30 protein-coding genes are annotated in these 24142 nt (G+C 46.0%); 12 read left to right on the forward strand and 18 right to left on the reverse strand.

Features of this window, described 5'->3' with window-relative positions:
- The first annotated feature begins 41 nt into the window (after window positions 1-41).
- From IEN92_RS01335 to IEN92_RS01355, 5 genes are read left to right on the forward strand one after another with little or no spacing between them, the layout of a single operon-like run.
- Window positions 42-812, forward strand: coding sequence for a sulfurtransferase (locus IEN92_RS01335; RefSeq protein WP_255539733.1), 771 nt, complete (start codon window positions 42-44; stop codon window positions 810-812).
- A 51-nt stretch (window positions 813-863) separates the two neighbouring features.
- Window positions 864-1841: a D-2-hydroxyacid dehydrogenase family protein gene (locus IEN92_RS01340; RefSeq protein ID WP_216159846.1), complete on the forward strand. Its 978-nt coding sequence runs from the start codon at window positions 864-866 to the stop codon at window positions 1839-1841.
- Window positions 1838-2383 carry a chromate transporter gene (locus tag IEN92_RS01345; protein ID WP_216159849.1) on the forward strand — a complete coding sequence of 182 codons (546 nt, stop codon included), beginning with the start codon at window positions 1838-1840 and terminating at the stop codon, window positions 2381-2383. Before IEN92_RS01340 ends, IEN92_RS01345 begins: the two co-directional genes overlap by 4 nt.
- Complete coding sequence (locus IEN92_RS01350; RefSeq protein ID WP_255539734.1) at window positions 2380-2901, forward strand: chromate transporter; 522 nt, start codon at window positions 2380-2382, stop codon at window positions 2899-2901. Before IEN92_RS01345 ends, IEN92_RS01350 begins: the two co-directional genes overlap by 4 nt.
- Before the next feature lie 14 nt (window positions 2902-2915).
- Window positions 2916-3893, forward strand: coding sequence for a tripartite tricarboxylate transporter substrate binding protein (locus tag IEN92_RS01355; RefSeq protein WP_216159855.1), 978 nt, complete (start codon window positions 2916-2918; stop codon window positions 3891-3893).
- A 3-nt stretch (window positions 3894-3896) separates the two neighbouring features.
- Here the strand turns inward: IEN92_RS01355 and crcB are convergent, their stop codons facing one another.
- The 4 genes from crcB to IEN92_RS01375 are packed head-to-tail and all read right to left on the reverse strand — an operon-like array spanning window position 3897 to window position 5422.
- Window positions 3897-4274 (reverse strand): fluoride efflux transporter CrcB, encoded by a 378-nt coding sequence (crcB, locus tag IEN92_RS01360; protein ID WP_216159858.1) that lies wholly within the window; start codon window positions 4272-4274, stop codon window positions 3897-3899.
- A 9-nt stretch (window positions 4275-4283) separates the two neighbouring features.
- Window positions 4284-5063, reverse strand: a complete 780-nt coding sequence (gene ygiD, locus IEN92_RS01365; RefSeq protein ID WP_216159860.1) for a 4,5-DOPA dioxygenase extradiol — start codon at window positions 5061-5063, stop codon at window positions 4284-4286.
- A 9-nt stretch (window positions 5064-5072) separates the two neighbouring features.
- Window positions 5073-5210 (reverse strand): hypothetical protein, encoded by a 138-nt coding sequence (locus tag IEN92_RS01370; RefSeq protein ID WP_169709848.1) that lies wholly within the window; start codon window positions 5208-5210, stop codon window positions 5073-5075.
- A gap of 44 nt (window positions 5211-5254) precedes the next feature.
- Window positions 5255-5422 carry a hypothetical protein gene (locus tag IEN92_RS01375; RefSeq protein ID WP_215373718.1) on the reverse strand — a complete coding sequence of 56 codons (168 nt, stop codon included), beginning with the start codon at window positions 5420-5422 and terminating at the stop codon, window positions 5255-5257.
- Window positions 5423-5450: 28 nt separating this feature from the next.
- Here IEN92_RS01375 and IEN92_RS01380 point away from each other — a divergent pair, with 28 nt between their 5' ends.
- The gene (locus tag IEN92_RS01380; protein ID WP_215373719.1) at window positions 5451-6113 is read left to right on the forward strand and encodes a site-2 protease family protein; all 663 of its coding nucleotides are present in this window, start codon (window positions 5451-5453) and stop codon (window positions 6111-6113) included.
- A gap of 91 nt (window positions 6114-6204) precedes the next feature.
- Entirely contained in the window at window positions 6205-6657 is a 453-nt protein-coding gene (locus IEN92_RS01385; RefSeq protein ID WP_215373720.1) for a cytochrome c, read from the forward strand.
- 19 nt (window positions 6658-6676) lie between these two features.
- On the opposite strand, the gene IEN92_RS01390 is transcribed toward IEN92_RS01385, so the two are convergent.
- Window positions 6677-7357, reverse strand: a complete 681-nt coding sequence (locus tag IEN92_RS01390) for a cytochrome b/b6 domain-containing protein (RefSeq protein WP_216159863.1) — start codon at window positions 7355-7357, stop codon at window positions 6677-6679.
- Window positions 7358-7475: 118 nt separating this feature from the next.
- Between IEN92_RS01390 and IEN92_RS01395 the strand changes: the two genes are divergently transcribed.
- Entirely contained in the window at window positions 7476-8909 is a 1434-nt protein-coding gene (locus IEN92_RS01395) for a M23 family metallopeptidase (RefSeq protein WP_370623856.1), read from the forward strand.
- 56 nt (window positions 8910-8965) lie between these two features.
- Here IEN92_RS01395 and IEN92_RS01400 read toward each other — a convergent pair whose 3' ends face one another.
- Window positions 8966-9406 carry a universal stress protein gene (locus IEN92_RS01400; RefSeq protein ID WP_215373722.1) on the reverse strand — a complete coding sequence of 147 codons (441 nt, stop codon included), beginning with the start codon at window positions 9404-9406 and terminating at the stop codon, window positions 8966-8968.
- An 88-nt stretch (window positions 9407-9494) separates the two neighbouring features.
- Between IEN92_RS01400 and IEN92_RS01405 the strand changes: the two genes are divergently transcribed.
- Window positions 9495-9896, forward strand: a complete 402-nt coding sequence (locus IEN92_RS01405; RefSeq protein ID WP_215373723.1) for a DUF2177 family protein — start codon at window positions 9495-9497, stop codon at window positions 9894-9896.
- Window positions 9897-9918: 22 nt separating this feature from the next.
- Window positions 9919-11547: a SulP family inorganic anion transporter gene (locus tag IEN92_RS01410; RefSeq protein WP_216159865.1), complete on the forward strand. Its 1629-nt coding sequence runs from the start codon at window positions 9919-9921 to the stop codon at window positions 11545-11547.
- On the opposite strand, the gene IEN92_RS01415 is transcribed toward IEN92_RS01410, so the two are convergent.
- Entirely contained in the window at window positions 11544-12263 is a 720-nt protein-coding gene (locus tag IEN92_RS01415) for a sulfite exporter TauE/SafE family protein (RefSeq protein WP_216159868.1), read from the reverse strand. The two genes, IEN92_RS01410 and IEN92_RS01415, sit on opposite strands and share 4 nt — an antisense overlap.
- A gap of 75 nt (window positions 12264-12338) precedes the next feature.
- On the opposite strand from IEN92_RS01415, the gene IEN92_RS01420 reads away from it, so the two are divergent.
- Window positions 12339-13106, forward strand: coding sequence for a helix-turn-helix domain-containing protein (locus IEN92_RS01420; RefSeq protein WP_216159871.1), 768 nt, complete (start codon window positions 12339-12341; stop codon window positions 13104-13106).
- Here the strand turns inward: IEN92_RS01420 and IEN92_RS01425 are convergent.
- The 11 genes from IEN92_RS01425 to IEN92_RS01475 all read right to left on the reverse strand — a co-directional run bounded on the left by IEN92_RS01425 (window position 13103) and on the right by IEN92_RS01475 (window position 23259).
- The gene (locus IEN92_RS01425) at window positions 13103-13363 is read right to left on the reverse strand and encodes a hypothetical protein (RefSeq protein WP_215373728.1); all 261 of its coding nucleotides are present in this window, start codon (window positions 13361-13363) and stop codon (window positions 13103-13105) included. The genes IEN92_RS01420 and IEN92_RS01425 overlap by 4 nt on opposite strands.
- Window positions 13360-13563 carry a FixH family protein gene (locus IEN92_RS01430; protein ID WP_215373729.1) on the reverse strand — a complete coding sequence of 68 codons (204 nt, stop codon included), beginning with the start codon at window positions 13561-13563 and terminating at the stop codon, window positions 13360-13362. Before IEN92_RS01430 ends, IEN92_RS01425 begins: the two co-directional genes overlap by 4 nt.
- Before the next feature lie 26 nt (window positions 13564-13589).
- Window positions 13590-15047: a cytochrome c oxidase accessory protein CcoG gene (gene ccoG, locus IEN92_RS01435; RefSeq protein WP_216159875.1), complete on the reverse strand. Its 1458-nt coding sequence runs from the start codon at window positions 15045-15047 to the stop codon at window positions 13590-13592.
- 12 nt (window positions 15048-15059) lie between these two features.
- Window positions 15060-15986, reverse strand: a complete 927-nt coding sequence (gene ccoP, locus IEN92_RS01440; RefSeq protein ID WP_216159878.1) for a cytochrome-c oxidase, cbb3-type subunit III — start codon at window positions 15984-15986, stop codon at window positions 15060-15062.
- Entirely contained in the window at window positions 15983-16150 is a 168-nt protein-coding gene (locus tag IEN92_RS01445) for a cbb3-type cytochrome c oxidase subunit 3 (protein ID WP_215358288.1), read from the reverse strand. Before IEN92_RS01445 ends, ccoP begins: the two co-directional genes overlap by 4 nt.
- A 35-nt stretch (window positions 16151-16185) precedes the next feature.
- Window positions 16186-16836 (reverse strand): cytochrome-c oxidase, cbb3-type subunit II, encoded by a 651-nt coding sequence (gene ccoO, locus IEN92_RS01450; protein ID WP_216159881.1) that lies wholly within the window; start codon window positions 16834-16836, stop codon window positions 16186-16188.
- A gap of 12 nt (window positions 16837-16848) precedes the next feature.
- Window positions 16849-18288 carry a cytochrome-c oxidase, cbb3-type subunit I gene (gene ccoN, locus IEN92_RS01455; RefSeq protein WP_216159884.1) on the reverse strand — a complete coding sequence of 480 codons (1440 nt, stop codon included), beginning with the start codon at window positions 18286-18288 and terminating at the stop codon, window positions 16849-16851.
- Window positions 18289-18454: 166 nt separating this feature from the next.
- Window positions 18455-18634 carry a cbb3-type cytochrome oxidase assembly protein CcoS gene (ccoS, locus tag IEN92_RS01460; protein ID WP_216159888.1) on the reverse strand — a complete coding sequence of 60 codons (180 nt, stop codon included), beginning with the start codon at window positions 18632-18634 and terminating at the stop codon, window positions 18455-18457.
- A 9-nt stretch (window positions 18635-18643) separates the two neighbouring features.
- Window positions 18644-21076, reverse strand: coding sequence for a heavy metal translocating P-type ATPase (locus IEN92_RS01465; protein ID WP_216159891.1), 2433 nt, complete (start codon window positions 21074-21076; stop codon window positions 18644-18646).
- Window positions 21077-21177: 101 nt separating this feature from the next.
- On the reverse strand, window positions 21178-21933 hold the full coding sequence (locus tag IEN92_RS01470) for a 2OG-Fe dioxygenase family protein (RefSeq protein WP_216159893.1): 756 nt from the start codon (window positions 21931-21933) through the stop codon (window positions 21178-21180).
- Between the two features lie 24 nt (window positions 21934-21957).
- Window positions 21958-23259, reverse strand: coding sequence for a TAXI family TRAP transporter solute-binding subunit (locus IEN92_RS01475; protein WP_216159896.1), 1302 nt, complete (start codon window positions 23257-23259; stop codon window positions 21958-21960).
- A 119-nt stretch (window positions 23260-23378) separates the two neighbouring features.
- Here IEN92_RS01475 and IEN92_RS01480 point away from each other — a divergent pair, with 119 nt between their 5' ends.
- Window positions 23379-24140 (forward strand): SDR family oxidoreductase, encoded by a 762-nt coding sequence (locus tag IEN92_RS01480; protein WP_216159899.1) that lies wholly within the window; start codon window positions 23379-23381, stop codon window positions 24138-24140.
- Window positions 24141-24142 lie beyond the last annotated feature (2 nt).

Raw genomic sequence — 24142 nt, forward strand, 5'->3', positions numbered from 1 at the left:
TGTTTGCTCGATAATATGGCAGTAGCTTGATGAGAGAAGAGATGAAGTCGATTTTGAACATTGCCGCCTATTTATTTGTCAGCCTCGACGGCTTGGCAGATCTGCGGGTAAAAATGCTTGAGGAATGCAATACCCGCAATCTGAAGGGGACTATTCTGCTTACCGGCGAAGGCATTAACCTCTTTTTGGCTGGTTCAGCCCCCGAGTTGCGTGGCTTTTTGGATTGGTTGCGGATGGACCCCCGCTTTAAACCTCTTGAAGCCAAAGAAAGCTGGTCAGAAGAGCAGCCTTTCAAAAAGATGCTGATCAAGCTCAAAAATGAAATTATTCGGATGAATCACCCAGCTATTCGCCCTGAAGAAGGTCGCGCAAATTTCATCAGCCCAAAAAAATTACAAGAATGGCTTGATCGCGGTACTGATGACTTAGGCCGCCCTGTCGTAATGGTAGATACACGCAATGCATTTGAAGTGGAATATGGCAGCTTTGAAAATGCCTTGCACTTCAATATCGAAAAGTTTACCGAATTTCCACAAGCGATTTCCGCTCACAAAGAAGCACTGGCAGACAAAACACTGGTGAGCTTTTGTACTGGTGGCATTCGTTGTGAAAAATCTGGACTCTATATGCGCGAAATTGGTATGCAGCATAGCTACCAATTAGAAGGTGGCATCTTGAAGTATTTTGAAGAGGTTGGCTCAGCACACTACCAAGGCAGCTGCTTCGTATTTGATGAGCGTGAAGCACTAGAACCCAATTTGGACTCCATTCCTATCGAGCGCTCGATACGAAAAAAGCTTAAAGCTGACTAATATTTAAACCAACTACTTTACCCACACATATCTATATCGAAAGTATTCCGCATGGCCTCACTTCCAAACATTGTCGTCTTAGGTGATTACGAACGCGCCCTGCGGCGTTTTTCAAACTGGGATCAATTAGATCAACAATCTCATCTAACAATTCATCATGAGCCATTGCGCGATGAAGCGCTGTATGAAGCTGTGAAAGATGCTGATGCTATCGCCATTGTGCGCGATCGTTCGCCCTTTAATGAGGCCATGATTGCCCGACTACCGAAACTGAAATTTCTGATGTTTACTGGCGAGCGCAACGGTACTCTTGAAGCTGCTGCATTAGTGTCTCGCAATATTCCAATGGCTTGCACACCAGGCGGTCCCTCTAAAGAAACCACTACAGAACTCACTTGGGCATTAATTTTGGGGGCATCAAAACGCCTCATAGAACAGAACCAGTTGATTTCTTCTGGTGGCTGGCGTGATGGATTGTCGGTATTGCCAATGCTCGCTGGAGAGCGCCTTGGCGTCATGGGTTTGGGATCTATTGGTAGTCGCGTAGCTCGCGTTGGAGCTGCTTTTGGCATGGAAGTGGTGACTTGGAGTCCACGCATGACGCCAGAACGTGCTGCCGCTGAAAATGCGAAAGCAGTTAGCCTGGAAGAATTATTGAAGACCTCTAAGATTGTTACGATGCACTTGGTAGCAGGACCTGGAACAAAGGGACTCATTAGTGCAGATCAACTTGCTTTGATGCGTCCGGATTCGATTTTGGTGAACACTTCCCGCTCAGCATTGATCAATATGGTTGATCTCCAAAAAGCGCTTGCTGCAGGCAGGCCTGGCCAAGCAGCAGTGGATGTATTTGATATCGAACCACTTCCTGAAAAAGATGTATTGCGTAACACACCCAATCTTTTGGTAACGCCCCATCTTGGATTTATTGCGGAACCTATCTTTGCAACTTTTTCTAAAGGGATTACAGAAACCTTAGAAGCTTGGCTCCATCAGAAGCCAGTACCCCATCCATTTAAGCCGCAGTGACTTTAAAAACACCAACCCCCAAGCAACTTTTCATTGGCTTTAGCAAGATTGGTATATCGGGCTTTGGTGGAGTACTGCCCTGGGCTCGTCGCTCACTTGTTGAGCAAGAAAAATGGATCAGCGCTGAAGAATTTAATGCCCTACTCGGTATTTGCCAAATTGTTCCCGGGCCGAATATTGTTAACTTGGCAGTCTGCGTAGGAAGCCGCTTTGCAGGCGTCTTTGGAGCGCTAGCAGCTGTTCTAGGTTTAATGCTTGGGCCCAGCGTGATCGTCATCCTCCTTGGAATGCTTTATGAACACTATAGCTATTTGCCAGCAGTTCAAGGAATGTTGCGTGGTATTTCAGCGGTAGGTATCGGCTTAATTGCAGCAACGGGTTTTAAGATGATGCGCAATGAGTTTAGCTTCCCACCCATGCTGTTGGTGGTAGTACTCACCGTGATTGCAGCAGGATTTTTTCACCTCAATTTAGGATGGGTTGTGCTCATTGCATCCCCTCTGGCGACTTTTCTGGCATGGAAAAAGGCGAAGCAAACATGAGTGCACTGCTGAGCCTATTTATCAAACTCTCGGCGTTCTCGGCTTTGGCTTTTGGCGGCATTAATGCGCTATTGCCTGCACTGTATGACCTCTCAGTCAATCAAGAGCATTGGCTCAATACGCAAACCTTTGCAGATTTTTTTGCAATTGCGCAAGCAGCGCCTGGACCCAACCTGATGACAGTGACCCTCATTGGGTGGCATGTGAGTGGAGTGATTGGCGCTATCGTTGCATCGATTGCCATTTGCTGGCCGTCATCGATCATGGTCTTCTTTTTGCAAAGGTATATCAGTAACCTACGTAACCCAATCACCAAGAAAACTATTCAGTTTGCTGCTAGCGCGTTAGCGGTTGGTTTGGTGCTCGGATCCGCATGGGATATCTCACAGCAAATTAATCATAGTCTGGCAGCGTTTGCCCTAACCTTGCTAGCAATTGCTGTAATGCTACTAAGCCGTTGGCACCCACTCTATCTCATTGTGATTGGTGCTGTATTAGGAGTTCTGGGGTTCATATAAGTGAGTGATTAAATATGCAATGTATTCACAAAATATTGATTAGGGCACTGAGCCTTGCGGCACTCCTCTCCCCCACTGCTTTTGCACAAAACGGATATCCCAATAAGCCGATCAACTTTATCGTACCCTATGGTGCTGGTGGCAGTGCTGACTCTCGCAGTCGTCAGATTGCCCAAAAGATGAGTGTCATTCTCAAGCAACCCATAATCATTGATAACAAACCTGGTGCAGGCGGCAATATTGGGACTGAATTTATAGCCAGAGCTGCGCCAGATGGATACACCATTGGCATGGGTAACTTTGCACCCATGGCTGTGAATAAAACACTGTTTGGAAATTTGCGTTACGACCCTGAAACAGATTTAAGTCCCATCATCTTGATAGAAAAAGGGCCGCTTGTTTTGGTAGTCAATCCAAACTCACCGTACAAAACCATTGGCGACATCGTGGCTGCTGCCAAAGCGAAACCTGGCGTCCTGACATTTTCTTCGGGCGGGATTGGTGGTAGTCATCAACTCTCTGCTGAGCTTTTTGAACTCAATGCTGGCATCAGCATGATTCACGTGCCATACAAAAGTGGCTCTGCTGCCTTAACAGATCTGATGGGTGGCAATGTCGACCTCATGTTTGATCAAATGTATTCTGCTGTTCCTAGCATTAAAGCCGGCAAGTTACGTGCTATTGCCATTACCAGCAAGAAACGCTCACCCTTGCTACCTGAGGTGCCAAGCTTTGCAGAGTTAGGCTACCCCAAAGTCGAGGTATTGAATTGGCAGGGACTCATCGCTCCAAAAGGCACACCCAAGGCAATTATTGAGCAATTAAATGCTGCAGCCAATCAGGCCCTGAGAGACCCGGCTCTGCGCGAATTAATGCTCTCGCAAGGGAATGAAATTGGTGGAGGCACTCCAGCAGAATTTGCAACTTTGATTAAAGCAGAGGCCAGCAAATGGAGCGCTGTTGTGAAGACAGCGAACATTAAGCCTGAGTAAAAATTACTTTAGAGCTTGATAGGTCAGAATACCTAAGAAGGTAAGAATGAGTGAGCCCGCTAAATGTATTAAAGCAGTGCCCATTGCCCAACTAAACTCACTCCGCTGCATCATCCCCACGACCTCAGCAGAAAAACTAGAGAAAGTTGTTAGACCGCCCAGAAAGCCAGTGATAACAAATAGCTTCCACTCGGGTGAGAGGTGGGGGTTATTACCAAAGAACGCAACGGCAATGCCGATGAGATAGCCACCCACCATATTCGACAGCAGAGTGCCTAAAGGAATAATTGAGCCGCTCCCCACCATCAGGAAATTAAATCCTGCCCGCAAAAGAGCGCCAAAGCCTGCTCCAAAGAAGATCGCGAAAATGGATATCCACATAATTTGTACTTATTGAATAGAAAAACCAAGCATGCTAATAGAACTCATCTCAATGCCGTCTGCATAGACTGTCGCATGCTCACCCGTCTCTTGTAAAGCCAAAGTGTACAAAGCAGGCCAATAATGTTCTGCCGTCGGAATAGACATCTGAGCAGGCTCACCATATTTTTGCCAGTCAATCAGTGGCTCATGATGATTGGCAATCATTTCTGAGATGAAGAAATGATTAAAGTCTTTAGCCCAAGGATAAGGCTGGGCATCTTCTTGCCAATGCATTGTCCGAAGATTATGGACAACATTCCCGCTAGCCAAAATCAGAATATTTTCATCACGCAGAGGTCGCAGCTGCTTGGCAAGCTCGTAATGCTGTCTGGCGGATTTAGAGCCATCTAGGCTTAGCTGTACCACTGGCACATCTGCATGAGGGTACATATATTTGAGGACAGACCAGGCGCCATGGTCGATCCCCCATTCGTTTTCCTCCATCACCACCGGCTCACTAATGCATTCTTGAACGCGATCTGCGAGTGCAGGACTACCAGGTGCAGGATATTCAATGTCAAAGAGTGCTTGCGGAAAGCCGCCAAAGTCGTGAATGGTTTTGGGTTTGGGCATTGCCGTGAGCCACACGCCACGAGTAACCCAATGTGCGGAGATGACTAAGATCGCATCTGGGCGCTTTAATGACTTGCCAAGAGCGGCCCATGCTGTGGTATAGCGGTTGGGTTCGATGGCGTACATCGGACTGCCATGGCCAGCAAATACTGCAGGTTGGCGATGGCTAGTCATTAATGCTAGTTAACCGAATACGTAACCAGTATGAGCTGCTACCAATGCAAACAAAATGGCCAAGCTAGTAGCTGCAGCCAACATGACAACCAAAGTGATGATCTTTTTATTAATCTCTTCTTTAGATTCGTTATGCCATTCGTTCATGCTAAATCCTCTGTAAATTCATTAATTTGTGGCTAGATTATCCACTATCGCCCGCGACCAGCCTTACGCATCATGCCTTTTCCACCACCAAAGCCTGCCTGAGGCCTGCCCGCAGGGCCGGATGGGCCTTTTGGGGCTGGTGGACGTGCTGGTGGCTTTGCAAGTACTGGCTTAGCCGGGTTTTTGGGGTCGGGTTTCTTATCGTCAGTCACTTTTAGCTCCTATGGATATCATATTGCCATGATTACTGACTATTCTATCCAAGCTGTCGCCATTAATGCGATTCCCCTGATTTTTGCCATCACCATCCATGAGGCAGCCCATGGCTACGCTGCTCGAAAATTCGGGGACAACACCGCATACATGCTTGGCCGCGTCAGCCTGAATCCCGCCAAACATATAGACCCGGTAGGGACCCTATTGATTCCACTGATGCTCATTTTGGCTGGATCCCCTTTTTTAGTCGGCTACGCCAAACCGGTACCGGTGAACTTTGGCCGATTACGAAACCCCAGAATTGACTCGATTTGGGTGGCCTTAGCGGGCCCTGGGTCGAACTTCATTCAAGCCATCATCTGGGCATCATTGCTCATTATTCTGGTGGGCTTTGGAATTGATGAAAAGTTTCTCATTGCCATGTCTCAAGCTGGCATTCTTTGGAATCTGGGGCTGCTAGTATTCAATCTCTTCCCTCTCCCACCCCTCGATGGTGGTCGTATTCTGGCTGGCTTACTACCCGCACGCCAATCGATCGCTCTAGGCAGGCTGGAGCCTTGGGGCTTCTATATCGTCCTTGCTTTGGTCTTTACCGGAATTATTGGCAGTCTTTGGATGGAGCCGCTGATGGCCTTTTTTAGAGGGGTTTTGTATCTCATCACGCTACCACTTCAAATGCTGTTTTAGGTCAAACAAAAGACATTGTTCTGAGGTATGCTGATTCCAGCGTGCATTTAGAACCAAAAGTCCTTATTCCACTCATCACAAGAGGTTTCATATGAAATTCCAAAAGATTGTTTTAGCAAGTACTGCAGCTGTTTTGGCAATGGGCGCAGGCACCGCGTTTGCTCAATTCCAAAAACCCGAAGATGCAATCAAATATCGTCAAAGCGTATTTACCGTGATGTCTAATTCGTTTGCAAAAATTGGTGCAGTCGTTAAAGGTGAAGCACCTTACAACAAAGAAGAAGTAGCTAAGAACGCTGCTGTAGTAGCAACACTAGCACCTTTGCCATGGCAAGCATTTGGTCCTGGCACTGAGGGTGGCAAAGCACAATCAGAAGTGTGGTCTGATCACGCCAAGTTCAAAGCTGCTTCTGAAAAAATGCAGTTGGCTGTCATTGACTTAAATAAAGCAGCTCAATCAGGTGATCTTGAAAGCATTAAGAAAACCTTTGGTGCCGCAGGAGCAAGTTGCAAAGGCTGTCACGACGATTTCAAGAAGAAGTAATTGTGAATCCCTTTGGTATCTACTTCGTAATAAAGTAGCCCACGGTCACAGCAATTAGACTTAAGAGCACCAAAGCTACAGTACGCTGCAAACCTCCATCCTTGGAGGCCCGACCCAAGTCAGAAGGCAAGTAACTTGCTTCCTCGCTTGGGTCGATTTCTTTGTCGCCGCTAATCATCGGTTTTATCAAATCTTCACCCTTGAATTTCTTATAGAAGAAGATTGCTGCAATATGAATCGCAATTAAGGCATAAATTAAGACTTGATTACTCTCGTGAATTTCAGAGAGAAATGAAACCGTTGCATTGGATACATACTTGGCAAACGGCCCTTGAAAAGCAACTTCATCATCAACAAACAAACCCGTGCTTGCTTGGACAGTCAGTACAAAAAGTAAAGCAAATACAGATAGCGCTCCGATTGGGTTATGCCCCAATACTTTTGGTGCCCTACCTTTTAAGTAATCCATGATATTGGTGATGTTGGGGAAAAATGTTACAAAACGTGCATGGGTTGATCCTACAAAACCCCAAACAATCCGAAAAATCAGCAAAGACAAAATGCAGTAGCCAAAATAGGCATGCCATTCAATAGCATTCCCGCCAAGATTAACGCTGACTAGACTGCCAACGATACAAAGCACTAAGAGCCAGTGAAAGAGGCGAAGTGGTAAATCCCAAACACGGATAATTTTTTTCATTTCTGTAGGATAAGGTAAAAGAATTGCAGTGATTTGATTCTAATCAAACTTATGCTGATTTTGCTGCGCCACAACATCAATTCCAGTGGGCTCGCCAATATTATTAGATAATTACCCGGTGAATAAGAAAGCAACTAGTCGCTCACTCCTGTCACGAGGGGCACTCATTCTGTTTGGATACATCTGCCTCAGTCTTTTGCCTGACTCTGTATCCATAGCGAATGCCCAGACAAATCAAGCCCGTAAAAAGGTAGTTGTCCAAAATACCAAGTCCGTAGGCTTTAAAGATACTACTGCACGAGGTAGCTCCAAAACCAACAGTATGAGTCTCAACCCCGCCCTTTTTCAACGTAAAGATCCTAGTGAACTGGAATTGGATAGCGCTGGTAACTTAGACTATCGCGTCATTCAAGGCTGCCTGCGTCGCAGCTTCAGCGATGAGAATTTACCCGCCAGTATTGGTATCGATAATCGCCAGTTTTCGGAGTTTTTCAGAAATCAGACGAAAACATTTTTTGATCGGATGCGCGGCGATTGCATTCCCTATGCAGCAGCATTTGGAAGCCGTAACCGCTTTGACTCATTAAGCATTATGAATGGGCCGGTCCAAGATAGCAAAACGGAGGTATGGACATTTACGCCCTCTGCATTTGGTGGATTTTTGATTCAGCAAGATTACTTAAAAAATGAATCCAAAAACTTGACTGAAATCCGCATTCCATTAAGAGAGGTTCTATACGACCCACGCAAAGTCGGTGACAAATTACCCGTGGAATTAGTTTGGGAGCTGAACTCACTGATTAAGCAAATCTACCCCGAAGAAAATAACTCCTTAGAGAATACGAATAGCGTTGTACGACTGATTGTCGATTTTGGAGACCGCGAACGCTGGGCGCAGATCTGGTCTGCTGAAATTATTGACCCAAGCAGTAAAGAAGTATTCGCTAGCGCGTTCTGGGTTGATCGCAACGATATTCCTGGGGGATTTTTTACAGGCGGTGGCGAGTCCTTGGAGCGCTCGTTTTGGACAAATCCTCTGAGCTATCGGCGTATTTCAAGGGGGGTTGGCATGGTGCGCGCATCCTCGTCGAACAAGCGCAGTAAAAGTAGTGTCCCTGCAACTCAGCCAACTCAGCCTAAACAGCAGCGTTATCGCGCCCATATGGGCATTGACTATGCTGCACCAATTGGTACACCCGTATTTAGCGTCGCCAATGGCAAGGTGGCGCACATAGGCTTTAGCGGTGCCTATGGCAACTTAATCGTTCTCGAGCACCCAGGGAACTATCACACCTATTACGCTCACCTGAGCAACTTTAATGTGGAGCTAGAAGTTGGTAATGAAGTACGCCGTGGTTTAGAGATTGGCTATGTTGGATCAACCGGAAGATCTACGGGTCCGCACTTGCATTTTGAGCTACGAAAGAATGGTGTGTATGTCGACCCATACGGTGCAAAAACACAACTTGATCTATGGTCAATGCGTGATAACGAAAGTGGCCAGCTCACTAGAGAAATTCTTCTTCTGGGTAGTCCGATCAAACATAATTAAACAGATGCAAAAAGGGTCCTTGCGGACCCTTTTCTCTAGCGCTAATTCCGCAATGATTAACCCAGCACTAGCACTGGCAATTTAGTATGCACAATCACTTCATGTGTTTCGCTACCCAGCAACACACCTGTGATGCCAGTACGCTTATGGGAGGCCATCACAATGACATCTGCTTTAGATTTTTTAGCAGCCTCCAAAATACCTTCTGATAAGTTGACATTAGAAACATGGAGGCTCTTTGCCTTCACGCTTGCACCAAGTGCCGTAGCGGCTTTTTTAAAGACATCTTTTGCATAAGCTTCGCAGACCTTGATGTGATCTTTTTGAGTAATGCCATAGCCCATGGTGCTATCGGAGTACACCAGAGGCGGCAAGGGGTCGGATACGTAAACCAAGGTCACTGCAGCCCCGTCTGATTTGGCAAGCTCTGCGACCTTCTTCAAGGATTTTTTGCTGACGTCTGAGCCATCGACTGGTACCAATAAATGCTTAAACATATTGACTCCCTTTAATTTGAACTACTAAGTGACACTTTCCATCATAATCCTTATTATTAGGCTAACAAAGCTCAAAAAGGTAAGTGAATTGCTCAAGTATTGCGGTATCTATCTTTCATTTTTAATTAGCTTAATTGCAATCGATTTAGTTTGGTTGCTGGGTGTCGCTAAAACTCTCTATCGCGAAGAGATGGGTGACTTAATGGCCAGTGAACCGAAACTCATCGCTGGTTTGGCTTTCTATCTTCTGTATGCGCTTGGGGCAACAATTTTTGTCATTCTCCCAGCCCTCTCAAAACAATCATGGCTTTATGCAGTGCAATACGGTGCTTTGTTTGGTTTGTTTTGCTATATGACTTACGATCTCACCAATCTTGCTGTCATTCGAGATTTTCCAACGCGCCTGGCATTCATCGATATTGCATGGGGAAGTTGTGTGACCGCCTTTTCCGCCAGCATTGCTTACTGGGTCGGAAATCGACTCTCCTAGATAACGAACCAGAAACTAGTCAATGTTCTTTCGACCCAAAATTCTGGATTGTTTCTCGAGCTACAACAAAGCCCAATTTGCAAAAGATGTTCTCGCAGGTCTAACAGTAGGTATCGTCGCGCTGCCATTGGCTATGGCTTTTGCAATTGCGAGCGGACTGAAGCCAGAAGCCGGTATTTTTACGGCCATTATTGCGGGAAGTTTGATCTCTTTGCTGGGCGGTAGCCGAGTTCAAATTGGTGGACCTGCAGGTGCTTTCATTGTGATCGTATATGGCATTGTTGAGCGCTATGGAGTCTCCAATCTATTAATTGCTACTGCGCTATCTGGGGTGTTCTTAATCTTAATGGGGGCTTTTCGCCTCGGCACTCTAGTGCGCTTCATTCCAGTAGCTGTGATTATTGGTTTTACCAATGGTATTGCGTTTTTAATTGGCCTATCCCAGATCAAGGATTTTTTTGGCCTCAGCATTGAAAAGATGCCAGCACAATTTTTTCCAGCGGTACGCACTCTATATCAAGCTGCAGACACCGTTAACCTATTTGCCCTAGCTGTCGCGAGCGGCAGTATTGCGCTCATTATTTTTTGGAAACTCTTTCAGGATCGACTGGGGTACCTCAGACATCTTCCCGGAACCGTGATTGCGATGGTGGTCGCAACCGTTATTACGACCGTACTGGAGTTACCGATTGATGCGATTGGTAGTCGCTTTGGTGGCATTCCAGCGGGGCTACCCCATTTTGAATGGATCCCAATGAGCTGGAGCACTACCCAATTTATGGTGGCTCCCGCTCTCACGCTGGCATTACTAGGTGCAATTGAGTCTTTACTCTGCGCCCGCATTGCTGACGGCTTCATTCATGATCGCCATGATTCGAACCAAGAGTTAATGGCACAAGGAATTGCCAACATCGTTACACCCTTCTTTAGCGGCATGCCAGCAACCGGCACGATTGCACGCACCGTTACCAACGTAGAAAGCGGTGCCAGCACACCTATCGCGGGTATTGTTCATGCTCTTGTGCTCTTCATCATCGTTTTGTTTGCTGCTCCCCTTGCTAAAGATATTCCGCTGGCAAGTCTTGCAGCTATCTTGATGTATGTTGCTTGGAATATGGGTGAATGGCGAAAGTTTATTGACCTCAAACAATTCCGCTTACCCTATCGCATTACCATCTTAAGTGTTTTTGCACTGACAGTAGTGCTTGATCTCACTGTTGCAGTGGAAGTTGGATTGCTGTTGGCCTTTATCACCTTTATCTATCGCATATCCAGTTTATCCCGCTGTGAAATTGCCGATGCGCAAGCTTATCCAGCTCTCGCAAATCTCCAAGGTCGAATCGATGCCTACCGTATTTATGGCGCAATCTTCTTTGGGGCCGTAAAACTGCTTGAGAAAATTGAAGCAAATCTTCCAACTCAAACCTTATTGCTGGACCTGAAGAACGTGATCTATGTTGACTCTTCCGGCATGGATACCATCGCAGAGCTTGCTCATTTATGCAAGGTGCGCAAGGTCAACTTCATTATCTGCGGACTGGATCATCAGCCTTATGAAATAGCCCAACGCAGCGGTTTCATAGACCAATTACCAAACGATTGTCTCTATCCTGACATTGTCTCAGGAATTGAAGCTGTAACCCATTCCTAAGAAATACAAAAGCCGCCTTGCAATAATGCTTGCGGCAAAACCCAGGCGCGATATAAACCAAATCCCCCCGCAGTAAACAGGAGTGTCACAGCAAAGTAGCGCACCCATGAGTACTGAGAAAACTGCGTCAGTGCTGCTGAGAATTTTGAGATGAGCAATAAATTGGGTAGGGTTCCCAAGCCAAATGCAAACATGAGGGAGGCACCCGTCAAGACATCGCCTGATAAAAAGGCAAGGGGTAAAACGCTGTAAACCAAACCACAGGGAACTAAACCCCAAAGCATCCCACTAAACCAGCGTGAAGGGCCACTCGCCATACGACCCAAATACTGAGCCCAATAGCTAGCAATTTTGCTGCTCAACCACTTACCCCCCAATGCCCCTTGCGACTTGCCCCAGCCCAGTAGACGAAAGCCCATCCAAATCAATATCAAAGAAGTGAAGACAAACAAAGGACGCTGAATAGGTACGATGTTTTGCTGCCAGACCACTAAGCCAAGCCAAGCAGCCAGCGCCCCCAATAATGAGTAAGTCGTAATACGCCCCAAATGCATCACTACCTGCAGGTAAAAAAGCTCTGATTTTGGCCTCAGGAGGCTTACTGTGGCGCTTGGACGTTCAATGGCAGCTGCGATACCGCCACACATCAGAGCGCAGTGCCAGCCGCTCACCAGAGCCCCTAGAAAGACCGCAAGCAAGAGGCTAGTAGTCAGCATTGGAATGGTAAAAAATAGGTAGAAGTTCTGATATTCACCCATATAGAATAAACTGCTCTTTGAGGCAAGCTCAATATGAATTACACACCTACCGACTCCCCTACCAGCAAATGCTCAGTCTGCGTGCTGGGGCAGTTTTGCCTACCAGTTGGACTTAGCAGTAGCGATGTTTCTAAAGTAGACACCCTAGTTAAAGAACGCGTCCACCTCAAGAAAGGTGAGAGCCTGTATCGCCATGGCGATCCCTTGAGCTCTGTATACAGCGTTCGCTTTGGCACTCTCAAAACAGAGTATTTCCTCCAAGATGGACGCCAGCAAGTGATTGGCTTTCATCTTCCTGGTGAGATCTTGGGTCTTGATGGAATCGGTGAAGGTCACTACCAATCAGATGCTATTGCTCTAGAAGATAGCGAAGTTTGTATTATTCGCTACGAGGCTTTTGAAGATTTGGCTCGCGAGATTCCAATGCTACAAAGCCAGTTTCACAAAATCATGAGTCGCGAACTAACACAAGATCAACGTCACCTACTCTCCTTAGGCACGATGCGCGCTGAAGAAAGATTGGCTGCATTCTTACTGAGTCTTTCGCAACGCTTAGCTGCTCGCGGTTATCTCAATAATGAATTTGACTTGCGAATGAGTCGCGTTGAAATTGGCAGCTATCTTGGCATTCAAATTGAAACCGTCAGCCGCATGTTGTCGCGCTTCGCTGAATCAGGTCTCATTCAGATTAAGCAACGTCATATCAAACTGATTGATATGAACGGCCTATATGAGCTAGCGGGCATTCCAAATCCTGATAGACACGCCTGCAGCACCGATATTCCAATCAAACAGGCTTAAATTAAGCCGCGATCGACTTCTTTGCCATCCGGAGATTCAATCCCTGGAAGAATATAGGCAGTTAAGGCGCTAGAGACTGCACAGAAGATCCAAATCACAAAAAAGCCAATGGTATAGATACCCTCATCGGAAACATCAGGATGATAACCAAAGAACAATAAATCTTGAGGGTGAACGACAGTAAACAACAGACCCTCCGCCATACCCGCCACCAAAAAGGATGGCCATAAAATCCAGATCAGCAGGCGGTATTTCATTTTTGAACCTGCGCATCTTTCAGTTGCTCAACCTTTAAGCCTTGCTTTACTACGCCATCGCGCAACGATTTATCTGCATGAAGATTTATAGCCAACCAAATAGTAATCGCACACCCAATCATCGCAACCGCTGGCCCACTAATTAATAGCCAAGGCCATAACTGCTTCCACCAGGGTTTTGTAGTTTGTTGATCTGCCATATTCATCCTCTCGATTCCTTTCCGCCTCAACGGGGAATAATAAAAGTTGATTTTTCATCGCGGGTTCTAGTAATCATCTCATTTCCAGAAATTTCTTGGGCAATCACATCGAAATGAATTGGGTAGTTACCAGGCTGATTCACTCCGCTTTCAGTGCTAACCTTAATTGGCATTAATAAATTACTGGCTGGAGCTACCTCAATCTCGGTGATAACCTGACCTTGAGAGTTCAGGATCTTTAGGCCATCTAAACCAAGAGCCTTCACCTGTACATTCATATTATTTTCGGAGGCATTCATAATCTGAATGCGATAAATGTTCTCAATACGAACGCCCTCAACCTCACGCGCTAAGGCGCCGCGATCACGCATCACATCCACTCTCAACGGGTTACGGGTTGCTAGAGACACCAAGAATGCGGCTGTAAGAACGGTAATGAAAGCGGTATAGATCAAGACACGTGGCCGCAAAATATGGCGAATGGCACTTTGATTCGATTCGCGATCTTCAATTGCTCGCTCAGTCGTATATCGAATGAGTCCTTTTGGATAATCCACTTTTTCCATTACTTGATCACAGGCATCAATGCAGGCACCACAACCAATACACATATATTGCAAGCCATCACGAATATCAATACCCGTTGGGCAGACCTGAACACAGATGCTGCAGTCAACACAATCGCCTAGACCAAGAGAAGCTTGATCTGCAGATTTACTGCGGCTGCCCCTGGGTTCACCACGCACCTTGTCATATGTAACCAAGAATGTATCTTTATCTACCATCACGCTTTGGAAGCGTGCATATGGGCACATATATTTACAAACCTGTTCACGCATAAACCCTGCATTACCCCAAGTTGCAAAGCTATAGAAGCACAACCAAAAAGTCTGCCATGGGCCCAAAGACAGGTGAATTAATGCGGAACCTAAGGTGCTAATTGGGGTGAAATACCCAATAAAGGTAAAGCCAGTCCAGAATGCGATCAATAACCACAGGAAATGTTTCGTAATCTTTAAACGCCATTTACGGAAACCCCAAGGCCACTCTTCGCCATCCAATCGAATCCGCGCAAAACGGTCACCCTCTACCTTGCGCTCGATCCACATGAAGATTTCGGTATAGACGGTCTGTGGGCATGCGTAACCGCAGAATAAGCGTCCAGCTACTGCAGTAAATAGAAATAAAGCGAGCGCAGAAAGAATCAATAAGAGGGTGAGATAAATCACGTCTTGCGGCCATAACACGAGGCCAAAGATGTAAAACTTACGCTGAATTAAATCAAAGAGAACTGCTTGACGACCATTCCAACTAACCCATGGCAAGCCGTAGAACAGCAGTTGTGTAGCAAATACCAAAATGAAACGCCAGCGGGCAAAGAGTCCTGATACTGAACGCGGATAAATCTTTCGCCGAACCTCATAAAGAGACTCCTCAATGACTTCTATCGGAACAGGTTTCCCACCCGGCGAAATATATGGCACTGATTACCAATCTTACTTGGCTGTTGCTGGTTGTTTATTGTTAGATAAGCCCCAAACATAAGCGGTTAACAGCTGGATCTTCTCAGGACTTAATACTTTGTCTTGAGCAGGCATCATAGCCATACGACCTTTGGTGACAGTCTCAACAATGGTTGCTTCTGATGCGCCATATAACCATACTTTATCGGTCAAATTTGGAGCACCAATAGCAATATTTCCTTTGGCATCAGGACCATGACAGGCTACACAATTTGCAGCGAATACTTGTGCGCCACGGGCTGCTTTAGCATCATCCGCCGACAAACCTGAGAGGCTACGTACATAGTTAGCAACATCCACAATTTGATTGCTATCTAGTTGTGGGAATGGAGGCATCACACCGCCACGACCATAGGTAATAGATGCTTTAATATTTTCCGGTGAACCTCCATAAAGCCAGTCACCGTCAGTTAAATTCGGGAAGCCTTTGGCGCCCCCAGCATCAGAGCCATGACACTGTGCACAAGAATTCAGGAAGAGGCGTTGACCCATTTCGCGGGCTTTAGGATCGGCCGCTACTTGCTCAACGTCCATCTTGACGTATTTTGCATACACAGGCTTTAGTTCATCATTTGCCTCAGTCATAGAGCTCATCAAAGCACCATCAGTGGTGTAGCCCATAATCCCCGGAAATGATCCCAGGCCTGGAAACAACACTAAGTAGACCAATGCAAAAATGCAAGAGATCAAGAACATCCACATCCACCAACGTGGCAATGGATTATTCAGCTCACGCAGATCCCCATCCCATACATGACCTGTATCAGCAACAGCACCATCGGCCGTATGCACAACCTTAGCCTTCCTTTGGGAGAACAAAAGCCAGATACACCAGAAAATTCCAACTAATGCAACTATGGCGATATAAGCACTCCAACCGCTGCTAAAAAAGTCACTCATGATTTGTCCTTACTAAATTCATCCGGAAGATCAAATGGAAGCTCTGCTGATTCCTGATTTGCTTTCTTACGACCAGGAGACCAAGCCCACAAAACAATTCCTACAAAAAAGACAAGGCCTATTACTGTAGAAAATGCCGAGAGGTAGGGAGTAATCTGTTCCATTTGATTTAAGTAGTTTTAATTAATAACCTTGTTAATTACTTCGCTACAACTTCTTCGACAGTAATATAGCGACGCGTAATGCCCAACCCCTGAAGATAAGCGACTAATGCATCTAACTCCGTCTTACCTTCTAACTCTGCAGGTGCATTTGCAATCATTTCATCGGTATATGGGATACCTAAGCGACGCATAGCAACCATGTGCGCCTGAATAGAATCAGTATCAGCCTTATTTTTTGCAAGCCAAGGATATGCAGGCATATTGGACTCAGGCACAACATCACGCGGATTATTCAAATGAATTTGATGCCAGGCATCAGAGTAACGACCACCTACACGAGCTAAATCTGGACCAGTACGCTTGCTTCCCCATAAAAATGGATGGTCATATACAGACTCACCAGCCAATGAGTAAGGGCCGTAGCGCTCTACCTCTGAACGTAAAGTACGGATCTGCTGAGAATGACAACCAACACAACCTTCGCGCTGATAGATATCACGACCAACTAAACGCAATGCGGTGTAAGGCACTACACCAGGGCTAGGTTCTGTTGTAGTGTGCTGGAAAAAGAGGGGGACGATTTGAACTAAACCTGCAATCGATACAACCACAATCGTTGCAATAATTAGCCAGCCAACGTTTTTCTCAAGCGTTCCGTGGGAAAAGAATTTATTTTCGCTAGACATTTTCTTCTCCTTTTAGTGTTCAGCAACGGTCATTGGAATAGGCGCATTGATAAAAGTTTTACCCTGGACAGTTTTAAAGACATTAAATGCCATCAAGAACATGCCGCTCAAGTAGCACAAGCCACCCATCAAACGAATCACATAGAAAGGGAATGTTGCTTTAACGGACTCAACGAAGCTATATGTCAAAGTTCCATCCGGCTCAAATGCTCTCCACATCAAGCCTTGCATTACACCGGCAATCCACATCGCAGCAATGTAAAGAACAACGCCGATAGTTGCGATCCAGAAATGCAACTCAATCCACTTAGTGCTGTACATCTCTTTTTGACCCACTAAACGTGGAATCAAGTAATAGAGAGAGCCGATCGTAATCATGGCAACCCAACCCAAGGCACCGGAGTGCACGTGGCCAATAGTCCAGTCAGTGTAGTGAGACAAGCTATTCACTGTCTTAATAGACATCATTGAACCTTCAAAGGTAGACATACCGTAGAAGGACAATGCCACTACCAAAAATTTCAAAATCGGGTCACGACGGAGTTTGTACCAAGCACCAGACAAAGTCATAATGCCGTTGATCATGCCACCCCAAGAAGGGGCCAACAAGATTAAAGAAAACACAGTACCCAAAGACTGAGTCCAGTCTGGTAATGATGTGTGTTGTAGGTGATGAGGACCAGCCCACATATAAGTAAAGTTCAAGGCCCAAAAATGGACGATAGACAAGCGATATGAGTAAATCGGACGCTCAGCCTGCTTTGGAATGAAGTAGTACATCATACCCAAGAAGCTGGTGGTCAAGAAGAAGCCAACCGCGTTGTGGCCATACCACCACTGCACCATCGCATCTTGTACGCCAGCATATGCAGAGTAAGACTTCCACAATGTTGCAGGCATTTCCAAGTTATTGAAAATATGCAGAATGGCAATCGTCAGAATGTATGCGCCGAAGAACCAGTTAGAAACGTAAATATGTTTCGTCTTGCGCTTCATGATAGTGCCGAAGAACACTACTGCATATGCCACCCAAACCAGAGTAATCAAAATATCAATCGGCCACTCAAGCTCTGCATACTCTTTTGATGTTGAGATGCCCAATGGCAATGTGACAGCGGCTAAGACGATAACCGCCTGCCAACCCCAAAAGGTAAATGCCGCCAACTTGTCACAGAAGAGTCGCGCCTGACACGTGCGTTGCACAATGTAGTACGAAGTGGCAAACAGCGCAGAACCTCCGAAGGCAAAAATCACTGCATTGGTATGCAAAGGACGCAAACGACCATAACTCAGCCAAGGAATGTTAAAAGTGATTTCAGGCCAAATTAATTGGGCTGCGAGAATAACCCCCACGAGCATGCCAACAATTCCCCAAAGTACGGTAACAATGGCAAATTGGCTGACAACCTTGTAATTGAAGGTATCTTGATTACTCCCCACGGTAAGTCCCATGGTTTCTCCTTTTTTGTGACCAAACAGCGACATAATCCAAATAGACTGGGTCGATTATCAAAGTAAGGTTGTAAAGGGAGTTTGATCCATATCAAAAAGGGTTGGTCAAATTCATGGCTGAAGCGTAAGAAAAACCCTTAGTATTTAAAAGTCTTAATTTATATGGCTATTTTTGAGAGTGTTTGCTAACATTTTGTGGTTTTGGGACATCATCATCCATCAAAATAGCTTCACCAGGACCATCCAAATCATCAAACTGACCGCTTTTAATAGACCAGTTCAAAATCCAGACCAAAAGTCCAATTAAAACAAGCGAGATCGGGATCAGAAGAAATAAGCTTTCCATCCCTATAGTCTAAGCTTTTCGCAAACGCCATGCGTTTAGAGTCACCGCAAGCGAAGATAAAGACATGCCAATACCAGCCACCCAGGGATTCACTAAACCCATCATGGCCGCAGGAATGGCTAGCAAGTTATAAATCAAGGCCCACAGCAAATTCTCTTTAATGATTAATTGCGTCTTGTCAGCTAATCGCAAAGTTTTTCCTAACGCCTCTAAAGATACAGCCGTCAAAATTGCATCTGCGCCTGCAGCAGCTAAAGGAGCTCCAGCTCCAACCGCAATCGAAATATCCGCACGGGCTAACAAAGGCGCATCGTTTACCCCATCGCCAATCGCCCAAACAAAGCGCCCCTGATTTTGCAAACGCTCAATGTACGCATATTTATCTTCAGGGGTACAGCCGCCCTGAAAACTCTCAATACCTACTTGATGTGCCCACCACGCAACGGTTGCAGGGTCATCCCCCGACACTAAATGTACAGCAATATTTCTGGATCGAACCGTTTCGAGAAATTGCTCCAGCCCTGGTCTAGGAGTGTCTAAAAATATGAAGCTCGCGACCAAGCCTTGAGCATCACGTAAATGCACCTGACCAAACTGCCCTGCTCGCCCATCCTGTTCCACTCCAAGCCAGGCAGCACTGCCTAAACAATAATCCCCCGAACTCAAGCCTTTACCCAATTGATTGATTACTGGCTCAGAGAGGATGGGAAGCGCTAAGTCTTCTAGTTCAGCTGCACGCAGTAAAGAGAGCGCTAAGGGATGTCGTTGGCCAGCCTCTAATGCTGCGGCTAGTGCCAGTGCATCTTCGCGGCGATAGTCAGACCGCAAATGCATTATTTCTTTTAGTACCGGCTCACCCATGGTTAAGGTGCCCGTCTTATCTAGCACAAGATCCGTTGCTTTTACTAAACCTTCCATCACATGACTGCGCACAATCAATAAGCCCAACTTGGTAACAGCCCCTTGAGCTGCAGCCATCGCAGTAGGTACCGCGAGGGATAGTGCACAAGGACAACTTGCTACTAAGACAGATACCAGCACCGTCCATGCTCGACTAGGATCGAAATAAAACCAAATCGCTGAGGAAACAAATGCACTGAGCAACAAGAAAGCCACAAAGTATCCAGCCCACTTTTCAGCAAGACTCACCATCACCGGCTTGGCTAAGAGGGCTTGATCTAATAATGAAGCAATCCCTGCAATACGAGTAGATTGCCCCACCGCCTCTATTCTCATGAAGAGTGGGTTGAGAATATTATGCGTACCCGCATAAACACGATCACCAATCTTTTTCTCAATCGGTTTTGATTCTCCAGTGAGTAGAGATTCATTAAGCGTACTGGGATTTTCGATCAAGACACCATCTGCTGGAACCACTTCACCAGGAGAAACGCGCAATACTTCTCCTAGATTGCAATTGACTACTGGCACCACCTGAACATCTTGCGAGCCTGGATAATTGAGAATGCGTTCGCAAGTGGCAGGCAATTGCTTTGCCAGGGCCTCGGCTCCACCCTGAGCATCTTGTCTTGCTAAGAGCTCAACATATCTAGCGGCCAAGATAAAGGCCACAAACATGGTGATCGAATCAAAATAACTCTGCCCAGATCCTCTGATCAAATTGATCGTGCCCGCAATAAATGCCAAGGCTAGCGCAAGGGCAATCGGAACATCCATGCCCAGCATATGTGTTTTTTTGAATGACTCCAGGCTACGCCAAGCCGCTTGAAATATCGGCCCAGCGGAATAAACCATGACTGGGACAGTTAATGCCCAGCTTGTCCAACCCAAAAGCAAATCAAACTCTGGAGTAATGTCTGCCCCCACATAGGTAGGCCATGCATACATCATGACTTGCATCATCCCCAACATGGCAACACCTAGTCGAGTGAGCAGTTGTCTTCTTTCTTTTTTAGCCCTATCAGCAGATAAAGAAGGCTCAAAAGGCCATGCCTCATATCCGATACGCTCGATTTCAAAAAGCAATCTTGCTAAGCTTGTTGTATCGGGCGAGAATCGGACCATCACTTTTTGTGTGACGTAATGGATTTGCACATCTTGGACACCATCAATTCTTCGCAAGTGTTGCTCACATAACCAGACACATGCTGCACAGCGGATTTTTTCTAAGCGCAGAGTCGTTTCAAGGTCACCATGTTCACCATGAGGTCTTGTAAACCGCCCCAATAAAGAGGGGTCATCGTAGGGCTTCAGCTTTTCTGGAATGTCATTACGAGCAAGATACTCGGCAGGTTTCTCGCTGGATTGGACACGTCGCGCATAGAAGACTTCCAAACCTTCACCATGGATTGTTTGGGCAATAGCCATACATCCTGAACAACAAAATGCTCGGACAATCCCACCCAATTCTGCCTCAATGAGGTCGCCAGGCAAAATTGGACTAGAGCAGTGATAGCAGCTTAGGGCAGCGCGCTTATTCATAAAATATTGATGGAGCAAATTTACTCTACTGCAATACACACTCTAAGAGACTATGTGCAGAGAACGTGAGCCCATTCTACTCGCCCCAATAAGATGGACTTTTATTGCTGTGATCGATTGGGCGCATCCTGAAAGCCATTGGATCTAAAAGTGAGAACCAAGGTATCGCGATAGCCATAATTTCCAAGCGGCTGAATTGGGGTAGATTCATGAATCATGCGCTCATCATTCATGAGGAGTAAGGACCAAGGCTGGGCCAATGTAAAGCGTAAACCCGCAGAACCCTGAGCATCAAATATTCTGGTTTCCCCACCCTTGATGCCAACTCTATTTAATAAAAAGACTGCTACAAAATCAACGCCATCACGATGAGCGCCTTCTGGGGTTGGTCTTCCGATGCCATCAGCGGTATCAATCCGAAATTGATGCGCCTCTACAAACCAAGTATTCACAGGTTTTAAGCTATTAAGCACATGTGCGAGACCAATTAGTAAGGCTTGCCATGTGGAATGAATGGCCAATTGGGTTTGTATAGGCTCAAACCAACGCTCAATCCCGCCATGCAATGCGTTGTAATCCACCGACTGCCAATGTGCACGATGTGGCACTAAATTGAGGTGATCCCCTTTAATCTCATAGCTTGCATGACGGCGGAAGCGATAACGACCGCCATCCTTAAGATAGGGATCACGAGGTAAGCCTTCCCAGAATGCGCTCAAACTCTGTAGATCAGATAAAGCAAGGTCACCTAGCTCAGCCACGGTTTCTGCAGAAGCAACAACATAGCCATCAGTTCGTAAAGCATCGACCAGCTGTTTAGCAGGAGTCAGTATTGGCGTTAAGGGGGTAGTGGTCATCAATAGATTTTAGGGCAAGACACCTTAGCTTGCAGCGTGTAAGCGATTACGCACCTGCTCAATATGCCCTTTGAGATCATAAAAATCTTTTGCGGAGAATGCTGAAATTTTCATCTGCATAACACGACGCTCTATCAATGCCAACTCTTCTAAGTGCTTCTGAAGTAACTCCCTCTTCGATGCATTTTTTTCAATCGTATTCAACTCAGCGTAAATGCCTGCAAGTTTCAGACGTAGCAAGAAATTATTCGCCGAAGAGATATAAGTAAATAGTGGAATAAAGATCACTAGCAACGGAATCACAATCTTGACAAAGCGCCCTACCCAAACTGCGGTCCAAAAGGGTAAATGCCGATGCAGAAAAGATGGTCCATCTTTTAGATAAATTTCTGCATCTTCATGAAGCGGAAAATCAAGGCCCGTCGCAGAAGGAAATTCGCCTAACTTTTGCAAGTGGCTATATGCAGGCAAGATGTCGTAGGTGGCTCCAAGCACCAAAGACAATAGAGCAGGACTTACATCTTGCTTGCTAACAAGAGTTGCTGTTGCAGACAGCACTTGAATATCTTTTTTTGGGACGTCATTAGCAATACTCAACAAACCTCTGGGAACATTGACTTTAGTTAGATAAGGTAGATTACGTACATATGCATCGCCTTGATCGAAATTCATGAGGAGAATGCCCGGTATGTTGTAAAACTTTTTTAAAATTGGAGATTCTGCTGCCACAACCGTAAAGGCAACATCTATTTCCCCATTGCTTAATTTTGCTACTGCCACATCTGGTGTTAAATGCTCTGCTCTAATCTCGCTTTCCTGAATTTCACTGAGCTTTAGCAAGGCATCACTTAAGACTGCAGTACCGCTGCCTTGATTACCAACAGATACTCGCTTGCCTTTGATTTGACTTAAGACCCGTAATTCGCCACCATCAGCTTTAAATGCTCCCGGGCGATACCAAACCCAAACAGGCTCATAAAACATCCCGCCAATAGAAACGAGGTTGGGATATTTCTCAAGCTCAGCTACTCCGCCCTGGACCATTGCAAAATCGACATCAGATTTTGGGTTGCTTAGTAAACGTAAGTTATCTACTGTGCCGCCACTTTCCAGCACCTCTAACGTAACACCCTCCTTAGCAAGCTCGCGCTTGAGACGCTCTCCAAATTGGTAGTACAAGCCTTGAGGAAGGCCCGTAGCCATTTTGATCGCCTTTGGAGGTGGAGGCGTGAGAATCCATAAAACCCCAAAAATGAATGCGACAAGTAGCACAAAAGCCAAGAGGATTGCTTGGGGGTTATAAAGATGATTTTTGAGGGATTTCATAAAATTCTCTTTTGTTTTTTGCATTATGCCCTGAGCCCAATAATAGGCAAAAGAATTAAATGTGCCCAATAAATCAGGATAAGATGAGCCTTTTCTAGCTACATTTATTCAATATGAATATGGACTCAAAGCACAATAAAGTGGCCCTGGTTACTGGAGCAGGAACTGGGATTGGCAAAGCCGCTGCCAAATCATTACTCAAAGGCGGCTTTCGAGTCGTCCTCACCGGCCGTAACTTGGAGCGCCTAGAAAAAGCGATTATTGATATTGGCGGAGATCAAGCAAGCTGTCTAGCAGCTGCATGTGATGTGGGCAAGCCTAGCGACGTAAAAAAACTATTCGCCGCATTGCAAGAAAAATTTTCACGTATTGACGTGCTATTTAATAATGCCGGCATGGGGGCCCCCGCCATTCCAATGGAAGACCTTTCATATGAGCAGTGGATGAATGTGGTCAATGCCAATCTTAGTGGTGCATTTCTATGTTCGCAAGAAGCCATTCGGATGATGAAAGCACAATCACCTCAAGGCGGTCGCATTATTAATAATGGCTCCATCTCAGCACATGCGCCACGGCCAATGTCAGCGCCCTATACCGCGACTAAACATGCTATTAGCGGTCTTACTAAATCCATTGCACTAGATGGGCGCCAATTCAATATTGCTTGCGGACAAATTGATATCGGTAATGCTGCAACAGAGATGACAGAGCCAATGGCTGCCGGCATTATGCAGGCCGATCAATCCATCAAGATAGAGCCGCGTATGAATGTTGAGCACGTAGGAGAGGCTGTGCTGCAAATGGCCCAACTTCCCTTAGAGAGCAACATTCTTTCGATGACCATCATGGCCACGAATATGCCTTTTGTCGGCAGAGGTTAAGC

Source organism: Polynucleobacter sp. MWH-Creno-3A4, from assembly GCF_018881885.1.
GTDB lineage: Bacteria > Pseudomonadota > Gammaproteobacteria > Burkholderiales > Burkholderiaceae > Polynucleobacter.

Excerpts from the sequence above, each read along its gene's own strand:
- IEN92_RS01335 (WP_255539733.1), top strand. The coding sequence starts at position 42 with ATGAAGTCGATTTTGAACATTGCCGCCTATTTATTTGTCAGCCTCGAC.
- IEN92_RS01340 (WP_216159846.1), top strand. The coding sequence starts at position 864 with ATGGCCTCACTTCCAAACATTGTCGTCTTAGGTGATTACGAACGCGCC.
- IEN92_RS01350 (WP_255539734.1), top strand. The coding sequence starts at position 2,380 with ATGAGTGCACTGCTGAGCCTATTTATCAAACTCTCGGCGTTCTCGGCT.
- IEN92_RS01355 (WP_216159855.1), top strand. The coding sequence starts at position 2,916 with ATGCAATGTATTCACAAAATATTGATTAGGGCACTGAGCCTTGCGGCA.
- crcB (WP_216159858.1), bottom strand. The coding sequence starts at position 4,274 with ATGTGGATATCCATTTTCGCGATCTTCTTTGGAGCAGGCTTTGGCGCT.
- ygiD (WP_216159860.1), bottom strand. The coding sequence starts at position 5,063 with ATGACTAGCCATCGCCAACCTGCAGTATTTGCTGGCCATGGCAGTCCG.
- IEN92_RS01370 (WP_169709848.1), bottom strand. The coding sequence starts at position 5,210 with ATGAACGAATGGCATAACGAATCTAAAGAAGAGATTAATAAAAAGATC.
- IEN92_RS01380 (WP_215373719.1), top strand. The coding sequence starts at position 5,451 with ATGATTACTGACTATTCTATCCAAGCTGTCGCCATTAATGCGATTCCC.
- IEN92_RS01385 (WP_215373720.1), top strand. The coding sequence starts at position 6,205 with ATGAAATTCCAAAAGATTGTTTTAGCAAGTACTGCAGCTGTTTTGGCA.
- IEN92_RS01390 (WP_216159863.1), bottom strand. The coding sequence starts at position 7,357 with ATGAAAAAAATTATCCGTGTTTGGGATTTACCACTTCGCCTCTTTCAC.
- IEN92_RS01400 (WP_215373722.1), bottom strand. The coding sequence starts at position 9,406 with ATGTTTAAGCATTTATTGGTACCAGTCGATGGCTCAGACGTCAGCAAA.
- IEN92_RS01410 (WP_216159865.1), top strand. The coding sequence starts at position 9,919 with ATGTTCTTTCGACCCAAAATTCTGGATTGTTTCTCGAGCTACAACAAA.
- IEN92_RS01415 (WP_216159868.1), bottom strand. The coding sequence starts at position 12,263 with ATGCTGACTACTAGCCTCTTGCTTGCGGTCTTTCTAGGGGCTCTGGTG.
- IEN92_RS01420 (WP_216159871.1), top strand. The coding sequence starts at position 12,339 with ATGAATTACACACCTACCGACTCCCCTACCAGCAAATGCTCAGTCTGC.
- IEN92_RS01425 (WP_215373728.1), bottom strand. The coding sequence starts at position 13,363 with ATGAAATACCGCCTGCTGATCTGGATTTTATGGCCATCCTTTTTGGTG.
- IEN92_RS01430 (WP_215373729.1), bottom strand. The coding sequence starts at position 13,563 with ATGGCAGATCAACAAACTACAAAACCCTGGTGGAAGCAGTTATGGCCT.
- ccoP (WP_216159878.1), bottom strand. The coding sequence starts at position 15,986 with ATGAGTGACTTTTTTAGCAGCGGTTGGAGTGCTTATATCGCCATAGTT.
- IEN92_RS01445 (WP_215358288.1), bottom strand. The coding sequence starts at position 16,150 with ATGGAACAGATTACTCCCTACCTCTCGGCATTTTCTACAGTAATAGGC.
- ccoO (WP_216159881.1), bottom strand. The coding sequence starts at position 16,836 with ATGTCTAGCGAAAATAAATTCTTTTCCCACGGAACGCTTGAGAAAAAC.
- ccoN (WP_216159884.1), bottom strand. The coding sequence starts at position 18,288 with ATGGGACTTACCGTGGGGAGTAATCAAGATACCTTCAATTACAAGGTT.
- ccoS (WP_216159888.1), bottom strand. The coding sequence starts at position 18,634 with ATGGAAAGCTTATTTCTTCTGATCCCGATCTCGCTTGTTTTAATTGGA.
- IEN92_RS01465 (WP_216159891.1), bottom strand. The coding sequence starts at position 21,076 with ATGAATAAGCGCGCTGCCCTAAGCTGCTATCACTGCTCTAGTCCAATT.
- IEN92_RS01470 (WP_216159893.1), bottom strand. The coding sequence starts at position 21,933 with ATGACCACTACCCCCTTAACGCCAATACTGACTCCTGCTAAACAGCTG.
- IEN92_RS01475 (WP_216159896.1), bottom strand. The coding sequence starts at position 23,259 with ATGAAATCCCTCAAAAATCATCTTTATAACCCCCAAGCAATCCTCTTG.
- IEN92_RS01480 (WP_216159899.1), top strand. The coding sequence starts at position 23,379 with ATGGACTCAAAGCACAATAAAGTGGCCCTGGTTACTGGAGCAGGAACT.